General features: G+C 70.7%; 21 protein-coding genes. 14 read left to right on the forward strand and 7 right to left on the reverse strand.

Features of this window, described 5'->3' with window-relative positions; genetic code table 11:
- Positions 1-8: 8 nt before the first annotated feature.
- From uvrA to Aiant_RS30730, 11 genes are all read left to right on the forward strand, one after another.
- Entirely contained in the window at positions 9-2966 is a 2958-nt protein-coding gene (uvrA, locus tag Aiant_RS30680) for an excinuclease ABC subunit UvrA (RefSeq protein ID WP_189335817.1), read from the forward strand.
- 355 nt (positions 2967-3321) lie between these two features.
- Entirely contained in the window at positions 3322-3855 is a 534-nt protein-coding gene (locus tag Aiant_RS30685) for a Rieske (2Fe-2S) protein (protein WP_189335818.1), read from the forward strand.
- A gap of 110 nt (positions 3856-3965) precedes the next feature.
- Positions 3966-5954 carry an excinuclease ABC subunit UvrC gene (gene uvrC / locus Aiant_RS30690; protein ID WP_189335819.1) on the forward strand — a complete coding sequence of 663 codons (1989 nt, stop codon included), beginning with the start codon at positions 3966-3968 and terminating at the stop codon, positions 5952-5954.
- A gap of 112 nt (positions 5955-6066) precedes the next feature.
- Positions 6067-6969, forward strand: a complete 903-nt coding sequence (gene rapZ, locus Aiant_RS30695) for an RNase adapter RapZ (RefSeq protein ID WP_189335842.1) — start codon at positions 6067-6069, stop codon at positions 6967-6969.
- Positions 6966-8000, forward strand: coding sequence for a gluconeogenesis factor YvcK family protein (locus Aiant_RS30700; protein ID WP_229831293.1), 1035 nt, complete (start codon positions 6966-6968; stop codon positions 7998-8000). Before rapZ ends, Aiant_RS30700 begins: the two co-directional genes overlap by 4 nt.
- A gap of 56 nt (positions 8001-8056) precedes the next feature.
- Positions 8057-9037 carry a DNA-binding protein WhiA gene (gene whiA / locus Aiant_RS30705; RefSeq protein WP_189335820.1) on the forward strand — a complete coding sequence of 327 codons (981 nt, stop codon included), beginning with the start codon at positions 8057-8059 and terminating at the stop codon, positions 9035-9037.
- A gap of 383 nt (positions 9038-9420) precedes the next feature.
- Entirely contained in the window at positions 9421-10422 is a 1002-nt protein-coding gene (gene gap / locus Aiant_RS30710; RefSeq protein WP_189335821.1) for a type I glyceraldehyde-3-phosphate dehydrogenase, read from the forward strand.
- An 8-nt stretch (positions 10423-10430) separates the two neighbouring features.
- Positions 10431-11627, forward strand: a complete 1197-nt coding sequence (locus Aiant_RS30715; RefSeq protein ID WP_189335822.1) for a phosphoglycerate kinase — start codon at positions 10431-10433, stop codon at positions 11625-11627.
- Complete coding sequence (gene tpiA, locus Aiant_RS30720) at positions 11627-12418, forward strand: triose-phosphate isomerase (protein WP_189335823.1); 792 nt, start codon at positions 11627-11629, stop codon at positions 12416-12418. The genes Aiant_RS30715 and tpiA overlap by 1 nt, the downstream gene beginning before the upstream one ends.
- A 92-nt stretch (positions 12419-12510) precedes the next feature.
- On the forward strand, positions 12511-12768 hold the full coding sequence (secG, locus tag Aiant_RS30725) for a preprotein translocase subunit SecG (RefSeq protein ID WP_189335824.1): 258 nt from the start codon (positions 12511-12513) through the stop codon (positions 12766-12768).
- Between the two features lie 128 nt (positions 12769-12896).
- The gene (locus Aiant_RS30730; protein WP_189335825.1) at positions 12897-13241 is read left to right on the forward strand and encodes an RNA polymerase-binding protein RbpA; all 345 of its coding nucleotides are present in this window, start codon (positions 12897-12899) and stop codon (positions 13239-13241) included.
- Between the two features lies 1 nt (position 13242).
- Here the strand turns inward: Aiant_RS30730 and Aiant_RS30735 are convergent, their stop codons facing one another.
- The 6 genes from Aiant_RS30735 to tkt form a co-directional block, all read right to left on the reverse strand.
- Positions 13243-13845 (reverse strand): GNAT family N-acetyltransferase, encoded by a 603-nt coding sequence (locus Aiant_RS30735; RefSeq protein ID WP_189335826.1) that lies wholly within the window; start codon positions 13843-13845, stop codon positions 13243-13245.
- A 24-nt stretch (positions 13846-13869) separates the two neighbouring features.
- Positions 13870-14592: a 6-phosphogluconolactonase gene (gene pgl / locus Aiant_RS30740; protein WP_189335827.1), complete on the reverse strand. Its 723-nt coding sequence runs from the start codon at positions 14590-14592 to the stop codon at positions 13870-13872.
- Positions 14593-14662: 70 nt separating this feature from the next.
- Complete coding sequence (locus tag Aiant_RS30745; protein ID WP_189335828.1) at positions 14663-15661, reverse strand: glucose-6-phosphate dehydrogenase assembly protein OpcA; 999 nt, start codon at positions 15659-15661, stop codon at positions 14663-14665.
- On the reverse strand, positions 15658-17175 hold the full coding sequence (gene zwf / locus Aiant_RS30750; protein WP_189335829.1) for a glucose-6-phosphate dehydrogenase: 1518 nt from the start codon (positions 17173-17175) through the stop codon (positions 15658-15660). Before zwf ends, Aiant_RS30745 begins: the two co-directional genes overlap by 4 nt.
- 75 nt (positions 17176-17250) lie before the next feature.
- Positions 17251-18363: a transaldolase gene (gene tal / locus Aiant_RS30755; protein ID WP_189335830.1), complete on the reverse strand. Its 1113-nt coding sequence runs from the start codon at positions 18361-18363 to the stop codon at positions 17251-17253.
- 14 nt (positions 18364-18377) lie between these two features.
- Positions 18378-20417 carry a transketolase gene (tkt, locus tag Aiant_RS30760; protein ID WP_229831306.1) on the reverse strand — a complete coding sequence of 680 codons (2040 nt, stop codon included), beginning with the start codon at positions 20415-20417 and terminating at the stop codon, positions 18378-18380.
- Between the two features lie 337 nt (positions 20418-20754).
- Between tkt and Aiant_RS30765 the strand changes: the two genes are divergently transcribed.
- The 3 genes from Aiant_RS30765 to Aiant_RS30775 all read left to right on the forward strand — a co-directional run bounded on the left by Aiant_RS30765 (position 20755) and on the right by Aiant_RS30775 (position 23118).
- Positions 20755-21717, forward strand: coding sequence for a heme o synthase (locus Aiant_RS30765; protein WP_425322627.1), 963 nt, complete (start codon positions 20755-20757; stop codon positions 21715-21717).
- Positions 21718-21943: 226 nt separating this feature from the next.
- Entirely contained in the window at positions 21944-22237 is a 294-nt protein-coding gene (locus tag Aiant_RS30770) for a hypothetical protein (protein WP_185040401.1), read from the forward strand.
- Positions 22237-23118: an ATP-grasp domain-containing protein gene (locus Aiant_RS30775; protein ID WP_189335832.1), complete on the forward strand. Its 882-nt coding sequence runs from the start codon at positions 22237-22239 to the stop codon at positions 23116-23118. Before Aiant_RS30770 ends, Aiant_RS30775 begins: the two co-directional genes overlap by 1 nt.
- 1722 nt (positions 23119-24840) lie before the next feature.
- On the opposite strand, the gene Aiant_RS30785 is transcribed toward Aiant_RS30775, so the two are convergent.
- Positions 24841-25797, reverse strand: a complete 957-nt coding sequence (locus tag Aiant_RS30785) for a COX15/CtaA family protein (protein ID WP_425322628.1) — start codon at positions 25795-25797, stop codon at positions 24841-24843.
- Positions 25798-25884: the final 87 nt, after the last annotated feature.

Consider the following 25884-nt stretch of genomic DNA (forward strand, 5'->3'; position numbering starts at 1 on the left):
GGCTAGTAGTGGCCGACCGACTGACTATTCGTGGCGCTCGCGAGCACAACCTGCGCGACGTCAACCTCGACCTGCCCCGCGACGCCATGATCGTCTTCACCGGTCTGTCCGGTTCGGGCAAGTCCAGCCTCGCCTTCGACACGATCTTCGCCGAGGGGCAGCGGCGATATGTGGAGTCACTCTCGTCGTACGCGCGGCAGTTCCTCGGTCAGATGGACAAGCCGGACGTCGACTTCATCGAGGGTCTCTCCCCGGCCGTCTCGATCGACCAGAAATCGACGAACCGGAACCCGCGCTCGACCGTCGGCACCATCACCGAGGTCTACGACTACCTGCGGCTCCTGTTCGCCCGCACCGGCATCCCGCACTGCCCGGTCTGTGGCGAGCAGATCAGCAAGCAGTCGCCGCAGCAGATCGTCGACCGGGTCCTCGCGATGCCCGAGGGCACCCGATTCATGGTCCTCGCCCCGGTGGTCCGCGGCCGCAAGGGGGAGTATGTCGACCTGTTCGCCGAGCTCCAGGCCAAGGGCTACGCCCGGGCCCGCGTCGACGGCGTGGTCTACCCGCTCACCGAGCCGCCCAAGCTGAAGAAGCAGGAGAAGCACACCATCGAGGTGGTGGTCGACCGCCTCAGCGTCAAGGCGAGCAGCAAGCAGCGCCTCACCGACTCGGTGGAGGCCACGCTCGGCCTGGCCGGTGGCATCGTCCTGCTCGACTTCGTCGACCTGCCGGAGGACGACCCGGGCCGGGAGCGGCGCTTCTCCGAGCACCTCGCCTGTCCGAACGATCACCCGCTGGCGATCGAGGACCTGGAGCCGCGGGTCTTCTCCTTCAACGCGCCCTACGGCGCCTGCCCGGAGTGCACCGGCCTCGGCACGAAAAAGGAGGTCGACCCCGAGCTGATCATCCCGGACGAGGAGAAGAGCCTCCTCGAGGGCGCGATCCAGCCGTGGGCCGGCGGCACCACCCTGGAGTACTTCCTGCGCCTGCTGGAGGCGCTCGCCCAGGCCGAGGGCTTCAAGCTGGACACGCCGTGGCGCGCGCTGCCCAGCGCCGTGCAGAAGACGATCCTGTACGGCGCCGAGGACCAGGTGCACGTGCGGTATCGGAACAAGTACGGCCGGGAGCGCTCCTACTACACCGCCTTCGAGGGCGTGGTGCAGTGGATCGAGCGGCGGCACAACGACACCGAGAGCGACTGGTCGCGCGACAAGTATGAGGGGTACATGCGCGACGTCCCCTGCTCGGTCTGCGGCGGCGCCCGGCTCAAGCCCGAGGTGCTCGCCGTCACGGTGGCCGGCAAGAGCATCGCCGAGGTGTGCAACCTCTCCGTCGGCGAGTGCGCCGAGCTGCTCGCGACCATCGAGCTCGACGACCGGCAGAAGATGATCGCCGAGCGGGTGCTCAAGGAGATCAACGCCCGGCTCCGCTTCCTTGTCGACGTCGGTCTGGACTATCTCTCCCTGGACCGCGGCGCCGGCACCCTGTCCGGCGGCGAGGCGCAGCGCATCCGGCTCGCCACCCAGATCGGCTCCGGCCTGGTCGGCGTGCTCTACGTGCTGGACGAGCCGTCCATCGGCCTGCACCAGCGGGACAACCACCGGCTGATCGAGACCCTGGTCCGCCTGCGGAACCTGGGCAACACGCTGATCGTGGTCGAGCACGACGAGGACACCATCCGCACCGCGGACTGGATCGTCGACATCGGCCCGGGCGCCGGCGAGCACGGCGGCGAGATCGTGCACAGCGGCACCGTCGAGGGCCTGCTGGCGAACGAGAAGTCGCCGACCGGGGCGTACCTCTCCGGCCGCAAGGTGATCCCGGTCCCGCGGACCCGCCGGCCGCAGACCGCCGGACGCGAGGTGGTCGTGCACGGCGCCCGCGAGCACAACCTGCGGAATCTGACCGTCCCGTTCCCGCTCGGCCAGTTCATCGCGGTCACCGGGGTCAGCGGCTCGGGCAAGTCGACCCTGGTCAACGACATCCTGCACACCGTGATGGCGAACCAGATCAACGGCGCCCGGCAGGTGCCCGGCCGGCACACCAGGGTCACCGGCCTGGAGCAGGTGGACAAGGTCGTCGGCGTCGACCAGTCGCCGATCGGGCGTACCCCGCGGTCGAACCCGGCGACCTACACCGGCGTCTTCGACCACGTCCGCAAGCTGTTCGCGGAGACCGCCGAGGCCAAGGTGCGCGGCTACGGCCCCGGCCGGTTCTCGTTCAACGTCAAGGGCGGCCGCTGCGAGAACTGCTCCGGCGACGGCACCATCAAGATCGAGATGAACTTCCTGCCGGACGTCTACGTCCCGTGCGAGGTGTGCAAGGGCGCCCGGTACAACCGGGAGACCCTGGAGGTGCACTACAAGGGCAAGACCATCTCCGAGGTGCTGAACATGCCGATCGAGGAGGCCGCGAGCTTCTTCGAGGCGTTGCCGGCCATCCACCGGCACCTGCGCACCCTGGTCGACGTCGGCCTGGGCTACGTGCGGCTCGGCCAGCCCGCCACCACCCTCTCCGGCGGTGAGGCGCAGCGCGTCAAGCTCGCCTCCGAGCTTCAGAAACGCTCCACCGGCCGGACCGTCTACGTGCTCGACGAGCCGACCACCGGCCTGCACTTCGAGGACATCCGCAAGCTGCTGATCGTGCTCAACGGCCTGGTCGACAAGGGCAACACGGTGATCACGATCGAGCACAACCTCGACGTGATCAAGACGGCCGACTGGCTGATCGACATGGGCCCGGAGGGCGGGCACAAGGGCGGTCTGGTGCTGGCCGCCGGCACGCCGGAGGAGCTGGCCGAGGTGCCGGAGAGCCACACCGGACAGTTCCTGCGGCACATGCTCGGGCTGACCGGGGAGGCCGCCGGGTCGCCGGCCGCGACCGCCCGGGCCGCCAAGGCCAACGGGGAGAAGGCCACCGCGACGAAGACCCGCGCCACCAGGTCGCGGGCCAAGGCCGCGGTCTGAACCCCTTTTCCGTACGCGATGAGCGGCCGTCTCCCGCCGGGAGGCGGCCGCCGCTGCTCGGCGGGGGGAACCGGACCGCCCGCCGGTGGTGTCTTCAAGTCGAGCGGCCGTACTGCGCCACCTCGGGAAATTTGATTTTAGAAATTTCTTAGGTGACTCATAACGACGCCGCCGCCTCGATCTCCTAGGGTCGAGCCCAGCAAACGGTCGTGCGAATGCGCACGAAACGGGGGAAGACGCCACCGCTCGAGGTGGTTAATCTCGCCGCACGCATGAACCGATCGCGGTGGCAGCCGCGTACTCACGGGCGACTCCGCGTGACTTCGGGCGCGGACCAGGTACTGGAGGGCGATACATGACTGACGTGCAGACGGGAACCGGCGCCGACAACCGGACCGAGGAGGCGGGCACGACATCCACCCGCCGCGTCGTCCTGCTGGGCGCCGGTGGCCTCGGCGCCGCCGCGGTCCTGACCGCCTGCGGCACCGCCACCAGCGGCACGCACCCGAACGGCTCCGACTTCGCCAAGGACCCGGCCCCGGCCGGCAGCGAGGGCGCGGCGGCCGGCAGCACCGGTGGCGGCGGCAAGAGCGGCGGCGGTGCGGCCGGAGCATCCCTCGCGCTGGTCGCCGACGTGCCCTCGGGCGGTGGCATCATCGCCGGCGACTACGTCATCACGCAGCCCAAGCAGGGCACCTTCAAGGCGTTCAGCAAGATCTGCACCCACCAGGGCTGCGAGGTCAGCACGGTGAAGGACGGCACCATCAACTGCCCGTGCCACGGCGCCAAGTTCTCCATCGAGGACGGCTCGGTGCAGGGCGGCCCGGCGCCGAAGCCGCTGCCGGAGACCAAGGTCAAGGTCGACGGCGACAACATCGTCGCGGCCTGAGCGCTCGTCCGTCGCGCTCGCGCGCACAGGCCGGAGATCCGGCGCCGTGGCGGCGGCACCGGACCTCCGGTCGGGCAATTCTGTCAGTCCCACGCACTAGTGTTGTGGTTGTGCCAGACCCGTCCACTTATCGTCCGGCGCCCGGTACCATTCCCGACGCTCCGGGCGTCTACCGCTTCCGCGATCCGGCCGGCCGGGTGATCTATGTCGGCAAGGCCAAGAGCCTGCGTAACCGGCTGAATTCCTACTTCGCCGACACCTGGTCGCTGCACCCGCGCACCCAGCAGATGGTCACCACGGCCGGCTCGGTCGACTGGGTGACGGTCGGCACCGAGGTCGAGGCGCTCCAGCTGGAGTTCTCCTGGATCAAGGAGTTCGACCCCCGCTTCAACGTGAAGTATCGGGACGACAAGTCGTATCCGTTCCTCGCCGTCACGCTGAACGAGGAGTTCCCCCGCCTCCAGGTGATGCGCGGCGCCAAGCGCAAGGGCGTCCGCTACTTCGGTCCCTACTCGCACGCCTGGGCCATCCGCGAGACCCTCGACCTGCTGCTCCGGGTCTTCCCGGCGCGGACCTGCTCGACCGGCGTCTTCAAGCGGGCCGGCCAGATCGGCCGCCCCTGCCTGCTGGGCTACATCGGCAAGTGCTCCGCCCCGTGCACCGGCCAGGTCAGCGCCGAGCAGCACCGGGCGATCGTCGACGACTTCTGCGACTTCATGGCCGGCCGCACCGACGCGTTCGTGAAACGGCTGGAGCGCGACATGCTGGCCGCCTCCGAGGAGCTGGAGTTCGAGCGCGCGGCCCGGCTGCGTGACGACATCGCGGCGCTGCGCCGGGCCATGGAGAAACAGACCGTCGTGCTCGGCGACGGCACCGACGCCGACGTGGTCGCCTTCGCCGAGGACCCGCTTGAGGCCGCCGTCCAGGTCTTCCACGTCCGCGACGGCCGGGTCCGCGGCCAGCGCGGCTGGGTGGTGGAGAAGGTGGAGGATCTCTCCACCGGCGACCTGGTCCACCACTTCTGCACGCAGATGTACGGCGAGTCGGCCGGCGAGACCGACGTCCCCCGCGAGCTGCTGGTGCCGGCCCTGCCGGACGACGCCGACGCGCTCGCCGACTGGCTCTCCCAGCGGCGGGGCAGCCGGGTCAGCCTCCGCGTGCCGCAGCGCGGCGACAAGGTCGGCCTGATGGAGACGGTCGCGCGGAACGCCGGTCAGGCCCTGCAGCGGCACAAGCTGAGCCGGGCCGGTGACCTCACCATCCGGAACAAGGCGCTGGAGGAGATCGCCGAGGCGCTCGGGCTGGAGTCGGCGCCCCTGCGCATCGAGTGTTATGACGTCTCGCACATCCAGGGCACCGACGTGGTCGCCTCGATGGTGGTGTTCGAGGACGGCCTGGCCCGCAAGTCGGAGTATCGGCGGTTCGCCGTGCGGGGCAACGCGGACGGCAGCGGACTGGACGACCTTGCCGCGATGAGCGAGGTGATGCGACGGCGGTTCGCCCGCTACAAGGCGCAGGCGGGCGCGGACGCGCCGCGGGACCAGCCGGAGCCCACCGCGGAGGAGACCGGTGAGGCGACCGGCGAGCTGGAGACAGCGGAGCTGCCCGGGATCGATCCTCTGACCGGCAAGCCGCGGCGGTTCGCGTACCCACCTCAGCTGATCGTCGTCGACGGTGGTCAGCCGCAGGTGAACGCGGTCGCCACGGTGCTCGCCGACATGGGCATCACGGATGTGGCGCTGTGCGGCCTGGCGAAGCGGCTGGAGGAGGTGTGGCTGCCCGGCGACGACTTCCCGGTCATCCTGCCGCGCACGTCGGAGTCGCTCTACCTGCTGCAACGCGTGCGGGACGAGGCACACCGGTTCGCCATCACGTTCCACCGGCAGCGGCGGTCGAAACGGATGACCGAGTCCGCCCTGGATACCGTCGCCGGGCTGGGGGAGACCCGGCGCAAGGCGCTGATGCGGCACTTCGGATCGGTGAAGCGGCTCGCCGCGGCCACCCCGGAGGAGATCATCGAGGTGCCGGGGATCGGCCGTCGGACCGCCGAGGCGGTGCTGGCCGCGCTGAACGGCGAGGCGACTCCGGAGAAGGGGTGAACTCCGCCGGACACCCTGTCCGGCGGCTGTCCGGGTACTCATCGGACTACCATGTTGTGTCCGTTCGCGAGGTGCGGGCGAAGCGACGCGGGAGGCGTGCGTGACGGAAGCGATGCCCGAGTTCGGCACCGACGACGTGGTCGACCCGGACGAGGCCGGTACCGATCTGGTGGTGGTCACCGGGCTGTCCGGTGGTGGCCGCAGCACGGTGGCCCGGGCCCTGGAGAACGTCGGGTTCTACGTGGTCGACAATCTGCCCCAGGCGCTGATGCTGGAGATGGCCGAGCTGGCCTTCGCGGCCGGCGGCGCGGCCCGGCGGACCGCGATGGTGCTGGACGTGCGCAGCCGCGCGTTCTCCACCGACCTGGCCGGTGCGGTGCGCGCCCTCAAGGAGCGCGGCTTCTCGCCGCGCGTGGTCTTCGTGGACGCCGACGACGAGGTGCTGATCCGGCGCTTCGAGTCGGTCCGCCGCTCGCACCCGCTCCAGGGCGACGGCCGGCTGGCCGACGGGATCGCCGCCGAGCGCAAGCTGCTCGAGGAGGCCCGCGAGCAGGCCGACGTGATCATCGACACCAGCCACCTGAACGTGAATCAGCTGCGCCGCCGGGTGGAGGAGCTGTTCGGCGGGGAGGACGCCCGCAAACTGCGGATCACCGTGCTCTCCTTCGGCTTCAAGTACGGCCTGCCCCCGGACGCCGACTACGTGCTCGACGCCCGCTTCCTGCCGAACCCGTTCTGGGTCCCGGAGCTGCGCGAGCACACCGGCCTGGAGGAGGGCGTGAGCAGTTACGTGCTGGGCCAGGAGGGCGCCACCGACTTCGTGGCGACCTACGCCGGCCTGATCGCGGCCACCGCGCCGGGCTTCGAGCGGGAGGGCAAGCGCTATCTGACGGTCGCGATCGGGTGCACCGGTGGGAAACACCGGAGCGTGGCGATAACCGAGGAGTTGACTTCGCGGCTGAGCGCCATGCGCCTCTCGGCGCACGCCTCGCACCGCGACCTGGGGCGCGAGTGACGGCCCCGGCCCGGCCGATCCGGGTGGTGGCGTTCGGCGGTGGCCACGGGCTGAGCGCCTCGCTGCGGGCGCTGCGGCACGCGGCGAGAGAGCTGCCGCTGGACATCACCGCGATCGTCACGGTCGGCGACGACGGTGGCTCCAGCGGCCGGCTGCGGGTCGAGCGGGACGCGCTGCTGCCCCCGGGCGACCTGCGCCAGGCGCTCGCCGCGCTGGCCGACGATCACCCGCACGCGCAGCTCACGGCCACCCTGATGCAGCACCGGTTCGTGGCGATGTCCCCGCCCGACGGCGCCGCGCCGCCGCCGGTGCTGCGCGGCCCGCGGATCGAGCGCCGCGCCGACCGCAGCAAGGACACCCTGGCCGGGCACGCGGTCGGCAACCTGCTGCTGCTCGGGCTGATGGAGATGCTCGGCGACCCGGTGCGGGCCCTGGACCACGCGGCCGCGATGGTCGGCGCGCGCGGCCGGGTGCTGCCGATGGCGCTGCACGCGGTCGGCATCGAGGCGGACGTCATCGACGGGGCCGGCCGGCGCTCGACCATCCGCGGCCAGCACTCGGTGGCGGTCGTCGACGGCCGGGTGGAGGCGGTGCGGCTGGAGCCGGCCGACCCGCCGGCCTGCCCGCAGGCCGTGGAGGCGGTCGGCGCGGCCGACTGGCTGATCTTCGGGCCGGGCAGCTGGTACACCAGCGTGCTGCCGCACCTGCTGGTGCCCGGCCTGGCCCGGGCGATCGTGGCGAGCCCGGCCCGCCGGCTGGTCACCCTGAACCTGGGCACCGACAAGGAGACGCACGGTCTCTCCGCGGCCGGTCACCTCGGCACGCTGCACGGTTACCTGCCGTCGCTGCGGGTCGACACGGTGCTGGCCGACGAGAAATGGGCAGGCGAACCCGAACCGGTACGCGTCGCCGCTCAGCGGATGGGAGCCGAGCTGGTGCTGGCACCCGTCGCCGTTGCGGACGGGAGCCCACGGCATGATCCTGAGGCACTGGGTGTTGCACTGGTGCCAGTATTGGGCGCCGCTCGTTAATTACTGGCGTAGTGCGGCACACAATGTCCAGATCCGGCGCATGAGGTGACAACACGATGGCGATGACGGCAGCGGTCAAGGACGAGCTGAGCCGGGTCGACGTGCCCAAGCCCTGCTGTCGCCGGGCGGAGATGGCCTCCCTGCTCCGGTTCGCCGGCGGGTTGCACATCGTCTCCGGCCGGGTCGTCGTGGAGGCCGAGCTGGACACCGGCGCGGTCGCCCGGCGCCTGCGCCGGGAGATCGCCGACGTGTACGGGTACCCCAGCGAGGTGCACGTGCTCGCCTCCGGTGGCCTGCGCAAGGGCAGCCACTACATCGTCCGGATCGTCAAGGACGGCGAGGCGCTCGCCCGGCAGACCGGCCTGCTCGACGTCCGGGGGCGCCCGGTCCGTGGCCTGCCGCCGCACGTGGTCTCGGCCAACGTGTGCTGCGCGGTCGCCGCGTGGCGGGGCGCGTTCATGGCGCACGGCTCGCTCACCGAGCCGGGCCGCTCCAGCGCGCTGGAGATCACCTGCCCGGGGCCGGAGGCGGCGCTCGCGCTGCGCGGCGCGGCCCGCCGGATCGGGATCACCGCCAAGGAGCGCGAGGTGCGCGGCGTGGACCGGGTGGTGATCAAGGACGGTGACGCGATCGCCGCGCTGCTCACCCGGATCGGTGCGCACTCCAGCGTGCTGGCCTGGGAGGAGCGGCGGGTGCGCCGCGAGGTGCGGGCCACCGCCAACCGCCTGGCGAACTTCGACGACGCGAACCTGCGGCGCTCGGCGCGGGCCGCGGTGGCGGCGGCGGCCCGGGTCACCCGGGCACTGGAGATCCTCTCCGAGGACGCGCCGAACCATCTGACCTCGGCCGGGCAGCTGCGGCTGGAGCACCGGCAGGCGTCGCTGGAGGAGCTGGGGGCGCTGGCCGACCCGCCGCTGACCAAGGACGCGATCGCGGGGCGGATCCGGCGGCTGCTGGCGCTGGCCGACAAGCGCGCCCGGGACCTCGGCATCCCCGACACGGAGGCGGCCGTCACCCCCGAGATGATGGCTTGTTAGTCACCCGTTGAGGTGATCTGGCTCACCGGCTGGCCGGCGCGCTCCGGCCGTACCGTAAACGGCTTTTGATCTTGTGTGGCATGCCGTGAGTCGCGGCCGTGGCCCGGCGCCGCGGTCGCGCTCGCGGTGATCCGGATTAGGTAACGTTCAGGTCGCGCCCCGCTGCGGTCGTGGCGGTGGGTCTCGGCTAGGGTCACTGGTGACGGCGACGGTGCCGGCAGTTCGGCCGAACCCCGCTGTGACGCCGCCAATGTGTCTCTGCTGCGGCGACCTCGCTCCTTCGGGCGCGGCGGCCGGACGCCCCTAGTGCCTGCCTTGCACCGGCCGGCACGAGACCCTCCGCCGGTCGCATAATCCGGCGGACCGAAACGAGGAGACCACCTGTGACCATCCGGGTTGGCATCAACGGCTTCGGCCGTATCGGTCGTAACTTCTTCCGGGCGGTTCTGGCGTCCGGGGCCGACATCGAGATCGTCGGTGTGAACGACCTGACCGACAACGCCACTCTTGCCCACCTGCTGAAGTACGACAGCATCCTGGGCCGTCTGCCGCACGAGGTGAAGGCCACCGCCGACGAGATCACCGTCGCGGGCAAGACCTTCAAGGCGTTCGCCGAGCGCGACCCGAACAACCTGCCGTGGGGCGACCTGGGCGCCGACGTCGTCATCGAGTCGACCGGCTTCTTCACCGACGCCACCAAGGCCAAGGCGCACGTCAACCAGGGCGCCAAGAAGGTCATCATCTCCGCCCCGGCGAAGAACGAGGACATCACCATCGTGGTGGGTGTCAACGACAACCTCTACGACGCCGCCAAGCACACGGTGATCTCGAACGCGTCCTGCACCACCAACTGCCTCGCCCCGATGGCGAAGGTCCTGAACGACACGATCGGGATCGAAAAGGGTCTGATGACCACGATCCACGCGTACACCCAGGACCAGAACCTGCAGGACGGCCCGCACAGCGACCTGCGCCGTGCCCGCGCCGCCGCGCTGAACATCGTGCCGACCTCGACCGGCGCCGCGAAGGCCGTCAGCCTGGTGCTGCCGGAGCTGAAGGGCAAGCTGGACGGCTTCGCGCTGCGGGTGCCGATCCCCACCGGCTCGGCCACCGACCTGACCTTCACCGCCGCCCGTGACACCACGGTCGACGAGGTCAACGCCGCGATCAAGGCCGCGGCCGAGGGCCCGCTCAAGGGCATCCTGGTCTACACCGAGGACCCGATCGTGTCGGCCGACATCGTCACCGACCCGGCCTCCTGCATCTTCGACGCCGGCCTGACCAAGGTCATCGGCGGCAACCAGGTCAAGGTCGTCGGCTGGTACGACAACGAGTGGGGCTACTCGAACCGCCTCGTCAACCTGGTCCAGCTCGTCGGGGCCTGATCTTCATCATGAAGACTCTCGACGACCTGCTCGGCGAGGGTGTCTCGGGTCGGCGCGTGTTCGTGCGCGCCGACCTGAACGTCCCGTTCGACAAAGCAAACCCGGGTGTCATCAGCGACGACGGCCGCGCCCGCGCGGTGCTGCCGACGCTGATCGCGCTGCGGGACGCGGGCGCCCGCGTGATCGTGGCGTCCCACCTCGGGCGGCCGAAGGGCGCGCCGGACCCCAAGTTCTCCCTGTCGCCGGTCGCCACGCGACTGGGGGAGTTGCTCGGCTCGCCGGTCGTCTTCGCGACCGACACCGTCGGGGAGTCTGCCGCGGCCGCGGTCTCGTCCCTGGAGGACGGCCAGGTTCTGCTGCTGGAGAACCTGCGGTTCAACGAGGGGGAGACCTCGAAGGACGACGCGGTTCGTGGCGCTTTCGCCGACGAACTGGCGAAATTCGCGGACTTCTACGTCGATGACGCTTTCGGTGCGGTGCACCGCAAGCACGCCTCGGTGTACGACGTGCCGGCTCGCCTCCCGCACTACGCGGGTGGGCTGGTCGTCAAGGAGGTCGAGGTCCTTCGCAAGGTCTCCGAGACCCCGGAGAAGCCGTACGTCGTCGTTCTCGGCGGCTCCAAGGTCTCCGACAAGCTCGCCGTGATCCAGGCGCTGCTGCCGAAGGTGGACAAGCTTCTCGTCGGTGGCGGGATGTGCTTCACGTTCCTCAAGGCGCAGGGTCACGAGGTGGGTAAGTCTCTCCTCGAGGAGGAGATGGTGGCGACCTGCCGTCAGCTTCTCGCGGAGGCCGGCGACCGGCTCGTCCTTCCGGTCGACGTGGTCGCGGCGACGGAGTTCTCCGCCGAGGCCGATCACGATATTTCGGACATTTCCGAAATTCCGGCTGACCGGCTCGGCCTCGACATCGGCCCCAAGTCGACGGAGCTGTTCGCGTCGGCGATCGCCGGTGCGAAGACCGTGTTCTGGAACGGCCCGATGGGCGTCTTCGAGCTCGCCCCGTTCGCCGCCGGCACCCGTGGCGTCGCCGAGGCGATCACCAAGATCGACGGCTTCTCGGTCGTCGGCGGCGGCGACTCGGCCGCCGCGGTCCGCACGCTCGGCCTGGACGAGTCCGCGTTCGGCCACATCTCCACCGGTGGGGGCGCGTCCCTGGAGTACCTCGAAGGCAAGACGCTGCCGGGCGTCGCCGCTCTGGAGAAGTGATGGGTGACGTGACCCGCAAGCCGATCATCGCCGGCAACTGGAAGATGAACCTCAACCACTTCGAGGCGAATCTTCTGGTCCAGAAGCTGGCGGCGAGCCTGAACGCCGCGCAGCTGGAGGCGGTCGAGACCGTCGTGCTGCCGCCGTTCACCGCCCTGCGCACCGTGCAGACCGCGATCGAGGGCGACAAGCTCAACATCGGTTACGGCGCCCAGGACGTCTCGCAGCACGCGGCCGGCGCGTACACCGGCGAGATCGCCGGCTCGATGCTGGCGAAACTCGGCTGCACCTACGTGGTGATCGGGCACTCCGAGCGCCGTGAGTACCACAACGAGAGCGACGCGCTGGTCAACGCGAAGATCAAGGCGGCCTTCACGGCCGGCCTGACCCCGATCTTCTGCGTCGGCGAGGGCCTGGAGATCCGCGAGGCCGGCAACCAGGTCGAGCACGTGCTCGCCCAGGTCGACGGTGGGCTCGAGGACCTCAAGACCGAGCAGGTCAAGCAGATCGTGATCGCGTACGAGCCGGTCTGGGCGATCGGGACCGGCAAGACCGCGACGCCGGACGACGCCCAGGAGGTCTGCGGAGCGATCCGTGCCCGCCTGGCCGAGAAGTACGGCAGCGAGGTCGCCGAGGCCGTCCGCATCCAGTACGGCGGATCGGTCAAGGCGAACAACATCGCGCAGATCATGGCCCAGCCCGACGTGGACGGGGCCCTGGTCGGCGGTGCGGCTCTGGACGCCGAGGGCTTCGCCGCCATCGTGCGTTTCCCGGAGCACGTCGCTCGCTGATTGTTTCAAGCGCGTGCCCGGCCGTGGTAAACGGCCGGGCACCCGCTATTGTGGGACCGCTGCTGTGCCCTTCGAGAGGAATGACCCCGACCATGCCGATCGGATTCGCTTACACGTTGATCGCGTTGCTGATCATCACGAGCATCCTGCTGACCCTGCTGATCCTGCTCCACCGCGGCAAGGGCGGCGGCATGTCCAGCATGTTCGGCGGCGGCGTGACCTCCAGCCTGGCCGGTTCATCGGTGGCGGAGAAGAACCTGGACCGCTACACGCTGCTCGTGGGCATCGTGTGGTTCGCCTGCATTGTCGGGCTTGGCTTCTGGCTCAAAGTCACGGTGTCTTCTTCCTGACCCGCGAGTAGCGTCGTACAATCTGCCGCGCGGCCGGTTATCACCGGCCGTGCGGCTTTTGGCTTTTAAGCCCGTTTTGATCTTTTGGCAAGGTCGACCTTCCGCCAGCTTTGACAGGAGTGACATCCGTGTCCAGTGGCAGCGCTATCCGCGGCAGTCGCGTCGGGTCCAGCCCGATGCGCCCCGACGAGCGCACCGAACCCGCTCCCCGCCGGCAGGTGAAGTACTTCTGCGCGGCCGGCCACGACAGCCTGATCTGGTTCGCCGCCGAGGCCGCGGCGCCGGAGACCTGGGACTGCCCGCGGTGCGGGCAGCCTGCCGGGCTCGACCAGGAGCGACCGCCCGGGCGGTCGCGGATCGAGCCGTACAAGTCGCATCTGGCGTACGTGAAGGAGCGCCGCAGCGAGGAGGACGCGGCCGCGATCCTCGCCGAGGCGCTCGCCAAGGTGCGCCAGCGCCGCGGCCGCGAGTGACTCAGACCGGGCCGGTGTCCCGGCCCAGGTACAGCGCGCCCGGATCGTCGATCGGCAGGTCGTAAAAGCCGAGGCGGTGGTAGAAGGCGTAGGCCCCGGGGTTCTGCGGCGACATGCCGAGGTGCACCCGGGGCACGCCGGCCGCGCGCAGCCCGGCCAGGAACGCCGCCATCAGCGCGCGGCCCTGCCCCCTGCCCTGCCACTCGGGCAGCAGATCGATGTGCAGATGGGCCGGGTGATCGGCGAGCTCCGGGTGCAGCATCCGCTCCGGGTTGCGGTGCAGCTCCAGCATGATCTCGTCGCGCGGGTCACCGTCGACCAGGCGGTCCGCGGTGGCCGGCAGCCACTCGGCGCGGTACCGCGCGACGAACTTCGCGGTGTCCGCGGTGCCGATGATGTAGCCGGCCGGCCGCCCGGTCCCGTCGTCCAGCACGTGCGCGTGCTCCGGCTCCAGGATCACGTAGGGCGCCGCCCAGATGTCCCCGAGCAGCCGGTCCGAGCTGTATTTGCCCCGGGCGTCCCGGCCCGCGTCGCCGGTGCGGACGCAGATGTCGTAGATGGCGTCGAGATCGCTCGCCCGGTAGGCGCGGATTGTCGCTGACACCTACCGGAGTTTACGGATCGGCGTTCACCGTTTGCTCGCGGCGGCCTCATCAAGAAGAAAGAGCGTTTTGCGTACGCCCTTGGCGTGCGCGGCCGGCAGATCGCCGCCCCGCAGCACCGTGCCGATCGGCTCGGCCTTGTCCGGCCCGGCTGCCACCAGCCACACCTCCTCGGCCAGCTGGATGGTCGGCATGGTCAGGGTGATCCGGGTGGGCGGCGGCTTCGGGCTGTTGCGGACCGCGGACGTGGTCCCGGTGGCCGTCGCGTCCGGGTGCCCCGGGAAGAGCGACGCCACGTGCCCGTCCTCGCCGACGCCGAGCATCAGCACGTCGAACCGCGGCGGCCGGCCGCCGGCGGTCAGCTCCGCGGCGTAGCGCGCGGCGGCCGCGTCCGGGTCGTCGCCGTCCGGGCCGTCGGTGGCCGGCATCGGGTGCACCCGGGCCGGGTCCAGCGGCAGGGCGTCGAGGACCGCCTCGCGCGCCTGCGTCTCGTTGCGGTCCGGGTCGCCGGCCGGCAGGAACCGCTCGTCGCCCCACCACAGGTCCACCCGGGACCAGTCGATCGCGGCGGCGGCCGGCAGGTCCCGCAGCTGGCGCAGCACCTTGGCGGCCACCCGGCCGCCGGTCAGCACCACGCTCGCCGTCCCGTGCACCGCCTGCGCGTCGATGATCCGGATGGCGAGCCGTGCCGCCACCGTGGACGCCAGGATGTCGGCGTCCGGAACCACCACGACCACGGTCTCACTCACTGCGTCTCCTCCATTAGCTGTGAAGGGCCGCCCGCCGGCGGCGGACGGCCCTTCTCTGTAGTTGTGGGGCTCAGCCGGCCATCGCGTCGGTCGGGCTGGCCGCCCGGGCGGCCAGCGCCGGATCCTTCCAGACGTGCACCCGGCTGGCCGGGCGCTGATCCAGACCGGACAGCCCGGCCATGGCGCCCAGCGCCTCCGCGTAGATCTGGTCGGCGTCCAGCCGGCGCAGCTCCTCGGCCAGCTCGTCGCCGACCGGCCGCTTCGGCAGCGGCATGTAGCGGTCCTCCTGGCCGGTCCGGCTGAACAGCGCGGTGCCCTCCTCGCGGGTGACCCGGACGCAGTCGCCGTTCTCGCACTGGAGCTCGACCGAGTGCATCCGCGGAGCGCGGTCGGTGTGCTCCAGCACCGGCTCGATGCCGAGCCGGGACTTCAGCCAGCCGAGCATCAGCCAGGCGGTCGGGTCCTTCTCCGGCGCCACGATCCGCGCGCCGGTCACCTTCGCCTCGGTGGCGTCGAAGGCGCCGGCCACCAGGGTCCGCCACAGCGTGATCCGGGTCCAGGTGAGGTCGGTGTCGCCGGGCGCGTAGTCGACGGCCCGCTGCCGCAGGGCGGCCACCGGGTCGGGCGCCTGCGCGCTGTCGGTGATCCGGCGTTCCGAGACGACGCCCAGGAAGTCGTTGGCGATCATGTTCGGCGGCTCCTCGTGCCACCAGGTGACCACCGGGACGTCCGGGGCGAGCAGCGGGATGACCACCGACTCGGCGTGCAGCGCGAGCCGGCCGTACATCCGCATCACGACCGCCTCGGCCGGGCCCAGCCGGCCGCCGACCACGATCTCCGCGTCCAGCCGGCTGCGGCCGTCCAGATCGGAGCGGACCACGATGAGCAGGCGGCACGGGTGCGCCGCGGCGGCGATGGTGGCGGCCGCCTCGGCCTCCCGGACCTTCTTCTCCTCGACCACGGCGATCAGGGTGAGCGCCAGGCCGGAGGCCACGCCGCCGGCGCTGCGGCGTTCCGCGGCGAGCGCCTTGACGACCTCGTTACCGGTGGTGTCCCACAGCCCGATCATGCTCGCCTCCAGGCGCGGCCTTCGCGTTCCAGCATCTCGTCCGAGGCCCGCGGGCCCCACTCGCCGGACCGGTACGGCTCCGGCTTGGTGCCCGCCCAGGCCGCCTCGAGCGGGTCGATGACGCGCCACGACTGCTCCACCTCGGCGGCGTCCGGGAAGAGCGTGCGGTCGCCGATCAGGACGTCCAGCACGAGCCGCTCGTACGCCTCCGGGCTCGACTCGGTGAACGCCTCGCCGTACTGGAAGTCCATCGCGATGTCGCGGACCTCCATGGCGGTGCCGGGCACCTTGGACCCGAACTTGAGCACCACGCCCTCGTCCGGCTGGACCCGGATGACCAGCTGGTTGTGGCCCAGCATCTCCACGTCGGCCGGGTCGAACGGCAGGTGCGGCGCCTGCTTGAAGAGGATCGCGATCTCGGTGACCCGGCGCGGCATCCGCTTGCCCACCCGCACGTAGAACGGCACCCCGGCCCACCGGCGGTTCTGGATGCCGAGGCGGACGGCCACATAGGTCTCCGTGGTGGAGTCCGGCGGGATGTTCGCCTCCTCCAGATAGCCCACGGCGCGCTCGCCGGCCACCCAGCCGGGCAGATACTGCCCGCGGACCGAGCCGGCGGAGATGTCGGCCGGCAGGCTGATCGCCTTGAGGACCTTCAGTTTCTCGGCGCGGATCTCGTTCGGGTCGAAGCTGGTGGGCTCCTCCATGCCGACCAGGGCCAGCAGCTGGAGCAGGTGGTTCTGGAGCACGTCGCGGGCGGCGCCGGACGCGTCGTAGAACGCGGCCCGGGTGCCGATGCCGACGTCCTCGGCCATGGTGATCTGCACCGAGTCGACGTACTTCGAGTTCCACACCGGCTCGAACAGGCTGTTGGCGAAGCGGAGGGCCAGGATGTTCTGGACCGTCTCCTTGCCCAGGTAGTGGTCGATCCGGTAGACGTCGTCGGGGTTGAACACGTCGTCGACCAGCGCGTTCAGCGCGACCGCGGTCTGCAGGTCGTTGCCGAACGGCTTCTCCACCACCACCCGGCGCCAGCCGCCGGCCTTGGCGTTGTCGGCCAGGCCGGTGCGGTTGAGCTGGTTGAGCACCAGCGGGAAGGCGACCGGCGGGATGGAGAAGTAGAACGCGGTGTTGCCGACGATCCCGTTGCGCTCCCGGAGCTCGTCCAGGGTCTCGGCGAGTTTGTCGAAGTCGGCGTCGTTGTCGAACGAGCCGGGCACGAACTGGAACTGGCTCGACAGCCGCTGCCAGACGTCCTCCCGCCACGGGGTGCGGGCGCCCTTCTTGGCGGCGGCGTACGCGAGCGACTCGAAGTCGCCGTCGCCCCAGTCCGCGCGGGCGAAGCCGACCACCACGAAACCGGGGGGCAGCAGGCCGCGGTTGGCCAGGTCGTACACGGCCGGGATGAGCTTCTTTCGGGACAGGTCACCGGTGACCCCGAAGATCACCAGAGCACAGGGCTCCGGAATCCGCGGGAGCCGTCGGTCCTGTGCGGTGCGCAGCGGATTACCCACGTTGCCATCCTGCCAGTTTTTCGCGAATGGAGCGGCCTGTCGCGGAGTGTTCCGCGACAGGCCGCAGGGTGTTCGTCAGACGCTCGAGCCGGCCTTCAGCGACTTGTCGACGTGCTCCAGCAGCTCTTTCCAGCTGGCGTCGAACTTCTCCACGCCCTCTTCCTCGAGGACCTTGACGACGTCGTCGAAGTCGATGCCCACCGCCGCCAGGTCGGCGAAGACCTTCTTGGCGTCGGCGTAGTTGTCGGTGATGGAGTTGGGCTTGACGGTGCCGTGGTCGGCGAACGCCACGATCACCGACTCCGGCATGGTGTTCACCGTGCCGGGCGCGATCAGCTCCTCGACGTAGATGGTGTCCGGGAAATCGGGGTTCTTGGTGGAGGTGGACGCCCACAGCGGCCGCTGCGGGTGCGCACCGGCCTCCTTGAGCGCCGTCCACCGCTCGGTCCCGAAGACCTCCTCATAAGCCTCGTACGCCAGGCGGGCGTTGGCGATCGCCGCCTTGCCCTTGAGCGCCTTGGCCTCGTCACTGCCGATCTTGTCGAGGCGCTTGTCCACCTCGCTGTCCACCCGGGAGACGAAGAACGACGCCACCGAGCCGATCTTGGACAGGTCGTGGCCGTTCGCCTTCGCCTGCTCCAGGCCGGCCAGGAACGCGTCCATGACCGCCCGGTAGCGCTCCAGCGAGAAGATCAGCGTGACGTTGACGCTGATGCCGGCGCCGAGCACCGCGGTGATCGCGGGCAGGCCGGCCAGCGTCGCCGGGATCTTGATGAACACGTTCGGCCGGTCGACGAGCCACCACAGCGTTTTCGCCTCGGCGATCGTCGACGCGGTCTCGTGCGCCTTGCGCGGGTCCACCTCGATCGAGACCCGGCCGTCCACGCCGCTGGAGGCGTCGTACGCCGGGCGCAGCACGTCGGCCGCCGCCCGCACGTCGGCGGCGGTCATCAGCCGGACCGCCTCCTCCACCGTCACGCGCTGCGCGGCCAGGTCCTTGACCTGCTCGTCGTAGGCGTCCGCGTCGGACAGCGCCTTCTGGAAGATGCTCGGGTTCGTGGTGACCCCGACCATGTGCTGCTCGCGGCGCATCTTGTCGAGCGAGCCGCTGGTCAGGCGGACCCGGGAGAGATCGTCGAGCCACACCGCCACGCCCTGGGCGGAGAGCTCTGCCAGCCTGTCGGTCATTACCTTCAACTCCCTCAGTTGCCGGTCGTGTGACCGGTGATCTCGCCGACCCGGGCCAGCGAGGCGTTGGCCTTGGCGACGACGTTGTCAGCGGTGAAGCCGAACTGCTCGAAGAGGATCTTGGCGGGCGCGCTGGCGCCGTAGTGCTCGATGCTGACGGCCTCGCCGGAGTCGCCGAGAATCCGGTCCCAGCTCATCCGGATACCCGCTTCGACGGTGACCCGAGCCTTCACCCCGTTCGGAATGACCTCCTGCTGGTAGGCCACCGGCTGCTGGAAGAACCACTCCTGGCAGGGCATCGAGACGACGCGGGTCGGGGTGCCCTGTGCCTCCAGGCGCTCCTGCGCGGTGAGCGCGATCGCCACCTCGGAGCCGCTGGCGATCAGGATCACCTTGGGGGCGCTGTTCGACGCCTCGGAGAGGATGTAGCCGCCCTTGAGGGTGCCCTCGGCCGACGCGTACTTGGTGCGGTCGACGACCGGCAGGTTCTGCCGGGACAGCGCGAGCGCGGTGGGGCGGTCGGTGTGCTCCAGGGCGCCGCGCCACGCGTACGCGGTCTCGTTGGCGTCGGCCGGGCGGACCACGTCGAGGCCGACGATGGCGCGCAGCGCGGTCAGCGTCTCGATCGGCTGGTGCGTCGGGCCGTCCTCGCCCAGGCCGATCGAGTCGTGCGTCCACACGAAGGTGACCGGCAGCTTCATCAGCGCGGAGAGCCGGACGGCGCCGCGCATGTAGTCGCTGAAGACCAGGAAGGTGCCGCCGTACGGCCGGGTGCCGCCGTGCACCGCGATGCCGTTGAGGATCGAGCCCATGCCGTGCTCACGGATGCCGAAGTGCAGCGTGCGGCCGTACTCGTGACCGGGGAACTCCTTGGTCGCGTACTCCGCCGGGATGAAGGAGGGCTCGCCCTTCATCGTGGTGTTGTTGCTCTCCGCCAGGTCGGCCGAGCCGCCCCAGAGCTCGGGGAGCACCGGCGCCAGCGCCTCCAGGATCTTGCCGGACGCGGCGCGGGTGGCCAGGCCCTTCTCGTCGGCCGGGAACTCGGGCAGCGCGTTGTGCCAGCCCTCCGGCAGGCTGCGGGTGCTCAGCCGGTCGAAGAGCGCCTTGCCCTCGGCGTTGCCGGCCGCCCAGGCGTCGAACGCCTGCTGCCACTCGGCGTGCGCCGCCTTGCCGCGCTCGATCGCCTGCTGCGCGTGCTTGACGACCTCGTCGTCGATCGCGAACGGCTCGTCGGCGAAGCCGAGCAGCGCCTTGGTGGCGGTGATCTCGTCCTTGCCCAGCGCCGAGCCGTGGATCTTGCCAGTGTTCTGCTTCTTCGGGGCCGGCCAGCCGATGATCGTCTTGAGGACGATGAAGGACGGCTTGTCGGTCACCGCCTTGGCGGCCTGGATCGCGTTCCAGAGCGCCTCGACGTCCTCGACGTAGGGCTCCGAGCCGGACCAGTCGACCGTCTGGACGTGCCAGCCGTACGCCTCGTAGCGCGCGCCGACGTCCTCGGACTTGGCGATCCGGGTGTCGTCCTCGATGGAGATCTGGTTGTCGTCGTAGATCACCGTGAGGTTGCCCAGCTTCTGCACCGAGGCGATCGCGCTGGACTCGTGGCTGACGCCCTCCTCGATGTCGCCGTCCGAGGCGATCGCGTAGACGTGGTGGTCGAACGGCGACTGACCGGGGGCGGCGTCCGGGTCGAACAGACCGCGCTCGCGGCGGGCGGCCATGGCCATGCCGATCGCGTTGCCGATGCCCTGGCCGAGCGGCCCGGTGGTGATCTCCACACCGGGGGTGTGCCCGTACTCCGGGTGACCCGGGGTCAGCGAGTCCCACTGCCGCAGCGACTTCAGGTCGTCCAGCGACAGGCTGTAGCCACTGAGGAAGAGCTGAATGTAGAGGGTGAGGCTGGAGTGACCGCAGGACAGCACGAACCGGTCGCGGCCCGCCCAGTGCGGGTCGGTCGGGTCGTGCCGCAAGACACGGTTGAACAGCAGGTAGGCGGCCGGAGCCAGGCTCATGGCCGTGCCGGGGTGGCCGTTGCCGGCCTTCTCGACGGCATCCATGGCCAGCACCCGCACTGTGTCGACCGCCTTGCGGTCGAGGTCGGACCAATTGAGAGCAGGATCTGTGGCACCCACGTCTGTTGTGCTCCTCGGGCAGGATTGTGGAACCCTTTTCGGCTTGACCCTATCCAGTAGGCCTAAACGTCTGCGCAGCGAACGGCACAGGTGCATACGCTGTGAGCGGACACACGGTTGAAGGGTGTGACGGCGTCCACCCGTGCCGGGTGGCCCGAGCAGCGGAGACGGTGGCGCGTAGGCTGTCCGGGCGGCCTGGCCGGGTTGATCTCCATCCGGCAGGTGGCCGCGAGTTGGTCCAAATGCCGGAAGGTGGCTGTCCGTGAGCATGATCACCGAGCGTTCCGTCAAGCGGCGGTCGCCCGGCGTGGCGGAGCCCGCGCCACGCGAGGAAGCGCGTCGCGGCCGGATGGCGGTGTTCCGGGGTTACCTGTCGCTGACCAAGCCGGCCATCGTCGAGCTGCTGCTGGTCACCACGGTGCCGACGATGATGCTCGCCGCCGGCGGCTGGCCTGACCTGGTCACCTTCTTCGCGGTGCTGGTCGGCGGCGCGCTGGCGGGCGGCGCGGCGAGCGCGCTCAACTGCTACATCGACCGCGACATCGACGTGCTGATGAAGCGGACCAAGCGGCGGCCGCTGCCCACCCACCAGATCACTCCGCGCGCGGTGCTGATCTTCGGGCTGACCCTCGCGGTGGTCTCGGTGGTGCTGATGGCAGTGCTGACCAACTGGCTGGCGACCGCGCTCACCGCGTTCTCGATCTTCTACTACGACGTGATCTACACGCTCTGGCTGAAGCGGCGCACCCCGGCCAACACGTTCTGGGGCGGCGTCTGCGGGGCGGCCCCGGTGGTCATCGGCTGGGCCGCGGTGACCGGATCGATCGCCCCGATGGGGTGGGCGCTGTTCGCAGTCGTCTTCTTCTGGCAAATGCCGCATTTCTACGCATTGGCCATCAAGTACAGGGACGACTATGCGCGGGCGGGCGTTCCGATGCTCCCCGTGGTGCGCTCGGCCGCCCGGGTGAACTTCGAGATCCTGCTTTACACGGTGCTCACCGTGGCGTTCTCGCTGATCGCCTGGCCGCTCGGCCGCGACCTGGGGCTGGGCTGGATCTACGGCGTGGCCGCGGTGCTCACCGGCGCGCTCTTCCTCGGCGAGTCGATCCGGCTGGTCCACCAGACCCGCAACGGCGGTCTGGTGAAGCCGATGCGCCTGTTCCAGCTCTCGATCACGTACCTGACGCTGCTCTTCATGGCCATCGCGGTCGATGCGCTGATCTGAGGTTGCGTTAAGTCAGCGGAGTAACGGGCATGTCGCACACGATGCCCGGATTGTGACCAGTGTCAACTACTGTCTGTCACTCGATAGGCGGATTCTAGCTACCTCGCAATTCGGGCGTAATTGGTGCATAACTATACGCCGAGCGCGGAAACCTGCTGGTAACTCCAATCACAAAAGCGCTCCGGAGTACCCCGTTGCACGTCGCTGATTGCTTAGGCTGCGGGGCATGGCAGAAGGTTCCGTAATGACGCTGACCTCCGAGATCAAGTCTTTCGCCGCCGGGCACGGCGGCGCCAAGGCGGTCATCGAGTACGTCGGTAAGCGCGGCGCCCGCATCGTCCTGGTCGGTGAGGACGGCGAGTGGTCCGACCAGTTCGCCCAGGACACCGGCGTTGCCCGGGAGGCCTGCGAGCACGCCGGCGTCCAGGTGGAGAACGAGTGGGAGCGCGAGCTCCTGGAGCAGATGCGTCCCAGCAACGACCTGTGGCGGTCGATGGCGCGCCGGAGCATGGCCCGCTGATGCCCACCCCGGACGCCCGGGTCGCCCTGGTCACCTGCGCCCACTTCCCCGACCTCTGGGAGGACGACCACCCGCTGCGCGACGCGCTGCTCGCGCGCGGGGTGGCCGTCGAGGTGCTGCGCTGGGACGACGCGGACGCCGACTGGTCGCGGTTCGACCTCACCGTGATCCGCTCGCCGTGGGATTACGTCGCCCGCCACGAGCAGTTCGTGGCCTGGGCGCAGACCGTCCCCCGCCTGGCGAACCCGGGCGACATCGTCGCCTGGAACACCGACAAGCGTTACCTCGGCGAGCTCGCCGCGGCCGGTGTCCCGGTCATCCCGACCGACTTCGTCGCCCCGGGGGAGACCTGGTCCCCACCGGACGAGGGGGAGTGGGTGGTCAAGCCGACCGTCTCGGCCGGCAGCCAGGACACCGCCCGCTACACCCTCCCGGAGCAGCTCGACGGCGCCCGGGCCCACGTCGCCCGGCTCGTCGCCGACGGCCGCACCGCGATGGTCCAGCCGTACCTGTCCGCCGTCGCCACCGCCGGCGAGACCGCGCTGCTCTGCTTCCCGGACGAGTCCGGCGAGCTGAGCTTCAGCCACGCCATCCGCAAGGGCCCGATGCTGCGGCAGTCCGGCGAGCACGCGATCGAGGTGGGCAGCGAGGAGATCACCCCGCGCACCCCGTCCGAGGCCGAGCTGGACGTCGCCCGCCAGGTCCTGGCCGCCGTCCCGGGCGGCGCGAAACGCCTGCTCTACGCCCGGGTCGACGTCATCCCGGGCCCGGACGGCGCACCACAGATGATCGAGCTGGAGCTCACCGAGCCGGCCCTGTTCCTCCGCACCGCCCCCGGCGCCGCCGACCGCCTCGCCGACGCCATCCTGGCTCGCCTCTGACCCCACCCCTGCGAACACCCGGGCCGCGACTGGAGTCGCGGCCCGCTTCGTTTCTTTCAGTACGCCCACGGCCGGCCTTCCGCCACGGTCGGCCCCGGGAGGCGAGCCCGCCTCGTCGAGTTACCCCGGGCCGCCCCGCTGCTGTGGCTGGTGCGAAAGGTGCGCCGGGCCGTTTCTCTGGTGATCGGTCTCGCCGGCCTGCGGCGGGTCACGGTCGGTCGTGCCGGACCAGCGGCTGCCGGCCGCGGGTGTGGCTCCGAGTTGTGGTCGGTCGCGGCTGAGGCCTGTCAGAACGTTGCTGCTCACGGTGGTGGCTGCGGTCGCGGTTGATGGTGGGTCGCGGCGGAGGTCTGTCAGGGCGGGGTCGCCGGCCGTGGTTGTGGCTGCCGGTTGTGGTCGATGGTGGGTCGCGGCTGAGGCGTGTCGGGTCGTTGCTGCTCACGGTTGTGGCTGCCGGTCGCGGTTGATGGTGGGCCGCGGCTGAGCTGTGTCAGGGCGGGGTCGCCGGCCGTGGTTGTGGCTGCCGGTTGTGGTCGGTGGCGGAGGCGTGTCCGACCGGGGAATCGCTGGTCACGGGTCGCGGCCGCCGGTCCTCGCCCGCGGACCATCTGGTCGGTGCAGGCCCGTGGCCGGTCACGGTCCGCACCCGCTCCGGATCGCGTCCGGCTATTCCGGTACGGCCGGCACCCTGCCCCGGCGGCGCCTCGCCGTCGTCGATCCCCGGCTGGTCCTGGTGGCCCTATTGGGGTCGGGGTTGGGGCGGTGGGGTCCAGCCGGGTGGTTGGGCTGGTGGTGTCGGCTGGGAGTGGGTGTGGGGTGCGGCGTGGTGGTGGCGGCTGGTCCTGGTGGCCCTTTCGGGTTGGGGATAGGGCGGTGGGGGCCAGCTCGGTGGTGGTGGCTGGTCCTGGTGGCCCTTTCGGGGTCGGGGTTGGGGCGGTGGGGGCCAGCTCGGTGGTGGTGGCTGGTCCTGGTGGCCCTTTCGGGGTCGGGGTTGGGGCGGTGGGGGCCAGCTCGGTGGTGGTGGCTGGTCCTGGTGGCCCTTTCGGGGTCGGGGTTGGGGCGGTGGGGGCCAGCCTGGTGGTGGTGGCTGGTCCTGGTGGCCCTTTCGGGGTCGGGGTTGGGGCGGTGGGGGCCAGCCTGGTGGTGGTGGCTGGTCCTGGTGGCCCTTTCGGGGTCGGGGTTGGGGCGGTGGGGGCCAGCCTGGTGGTGGTGGCTGGTCCTGGTGGCCCTTTCGGGGTCGGGGTTGGGGCGGTGGGGGCCAGCCTGGTGGTGGCGGCTGGTCCTGGTGGCCCTTTCGGGGTCGGGGATAGGGCGGTGGGGGCCAGCCCGGTGGTGGTGGCTGGTCCTGGTGGCCCTATCGGGGCCGGGGATAGGGCGGTGGGGACCAGCCCGGTGGTCGCGCCTGGTCGTATCGGGAGCCCGGGATGGGGCTGTCCCGAACCCGGCTGCCGCCATCTGTTCGGGACTGGGCTGCCGCCATCTGGTCGGGACCGGGCTGCCGCCGCCTGTCCCGAAGCCGGCTACCACCGTGACGACCGGGCGGCTGGGCAGGTCATGGAAGGCAGGTGGGCAGGGCGCTGTTCGAGTACCGCGACGGGCTGATGGAGGTCGCGTCGCTGTGAACCACTCGCCGGCGGAGTCAGGGGACTCCGAGAAGGCGGGGAGTGTGGCTCCGGGCGTACCGGAAAGGGGTTTGCCTGATGGGGCGGCCGGCAGGGCTCGTCAGGCGGTGGGCACGGGCTCCGGGGCCGGGGACGACGATGCCGGGACCTGGTCGGCTGGGCTGAGGGACGGGCGCTCGCGTAGGGACCAGAGGACGCCGAGGGTGCCCCACCAGACCAGGCCGGCGCCGAGCATGTGGGCGGCGACCAGGATCACCGGGAGGTGGGTGAAGTACTGGACGAAGCCGATCAGGCCCTGCCCGAGCTCGACCGCGATCAGGACCAAAGCGGCGCGGGCCGCGGCCGGCGGGGCCGGGACCGCGCGGAGGGCGAACCACAGCGCCACCGAGAGGCCGATCAGCAGGAACACCAGGTCGGCGTGGACCTGGGAGATCGCGGCCGGGTCGAGGCCGTTGCGCTTGGCGCCGCGGTCGCCGGAGTGCGGGCCGCTGCCGGTGACCACCACGCCGGCCGCGACCACGGCGAGGCCGGCCAGCGCGGTCAGCCGGCCCAGGGTGCGCAGCGGCGCCGGGACCAGGGAGCGCGGCGCGCCGTCGCCCTCGTCGATGCGGCGCCAGAACGCGTAGGCCACCGAGATCAGCGCGATGGAGAGCAGGAAGTGCAGGCCGACGACCCACGGGTTGAGGTGGGTCAGCACGGTGATGCCGCCGACCACGCCCTGCATCGGGATGCCGAGGCCGACCGCGACCGACAGCCGGACCAGCGAGCGGCGGCGGGGGCGGCCGAGCGCGCCGAGGAAGCAGGCGATGGCGAGCGCGGCCAGCACGAACGTGAGCAGCCGGTTGCCGAACTCGATGACGCCGTGCACGCCCATGGCGGCGGTCGTCGTGTAGGACTCGTCGGTGCACCGCGGCCAGGTCGGGCAGCCGAGGCCGGAGTCGGTGAGCCGGACCGCCGCGCCGGTGACGATCAGCGCGACGTTGGCGACCAGGGACGCCAAGGCCAGAGGGCGCAACCACGCGGCGAACGGGCGGAACAGCGGCTCGAAGGACTTCACCCGTGGCATCGTACGCTCGAATTTGATCTTGAAAGGAGGCGTCCCCGGCGGCCGGTGTGATGGATCACCCGGGGATCGGTTTGCAGG

Origin of the sequence: Actinoplanes ianthinogenes, assembly GCF_018324205.1 — a bacterium.
In the GTDB taxonomy this organism is placed as follows: domain Bacteria; phylum Actinomycetota; class Actinomycetes; order Mycobacteriales; family Micromonosporaceae; genus Actinoplanes; species Actinoplanes ianthinogenes.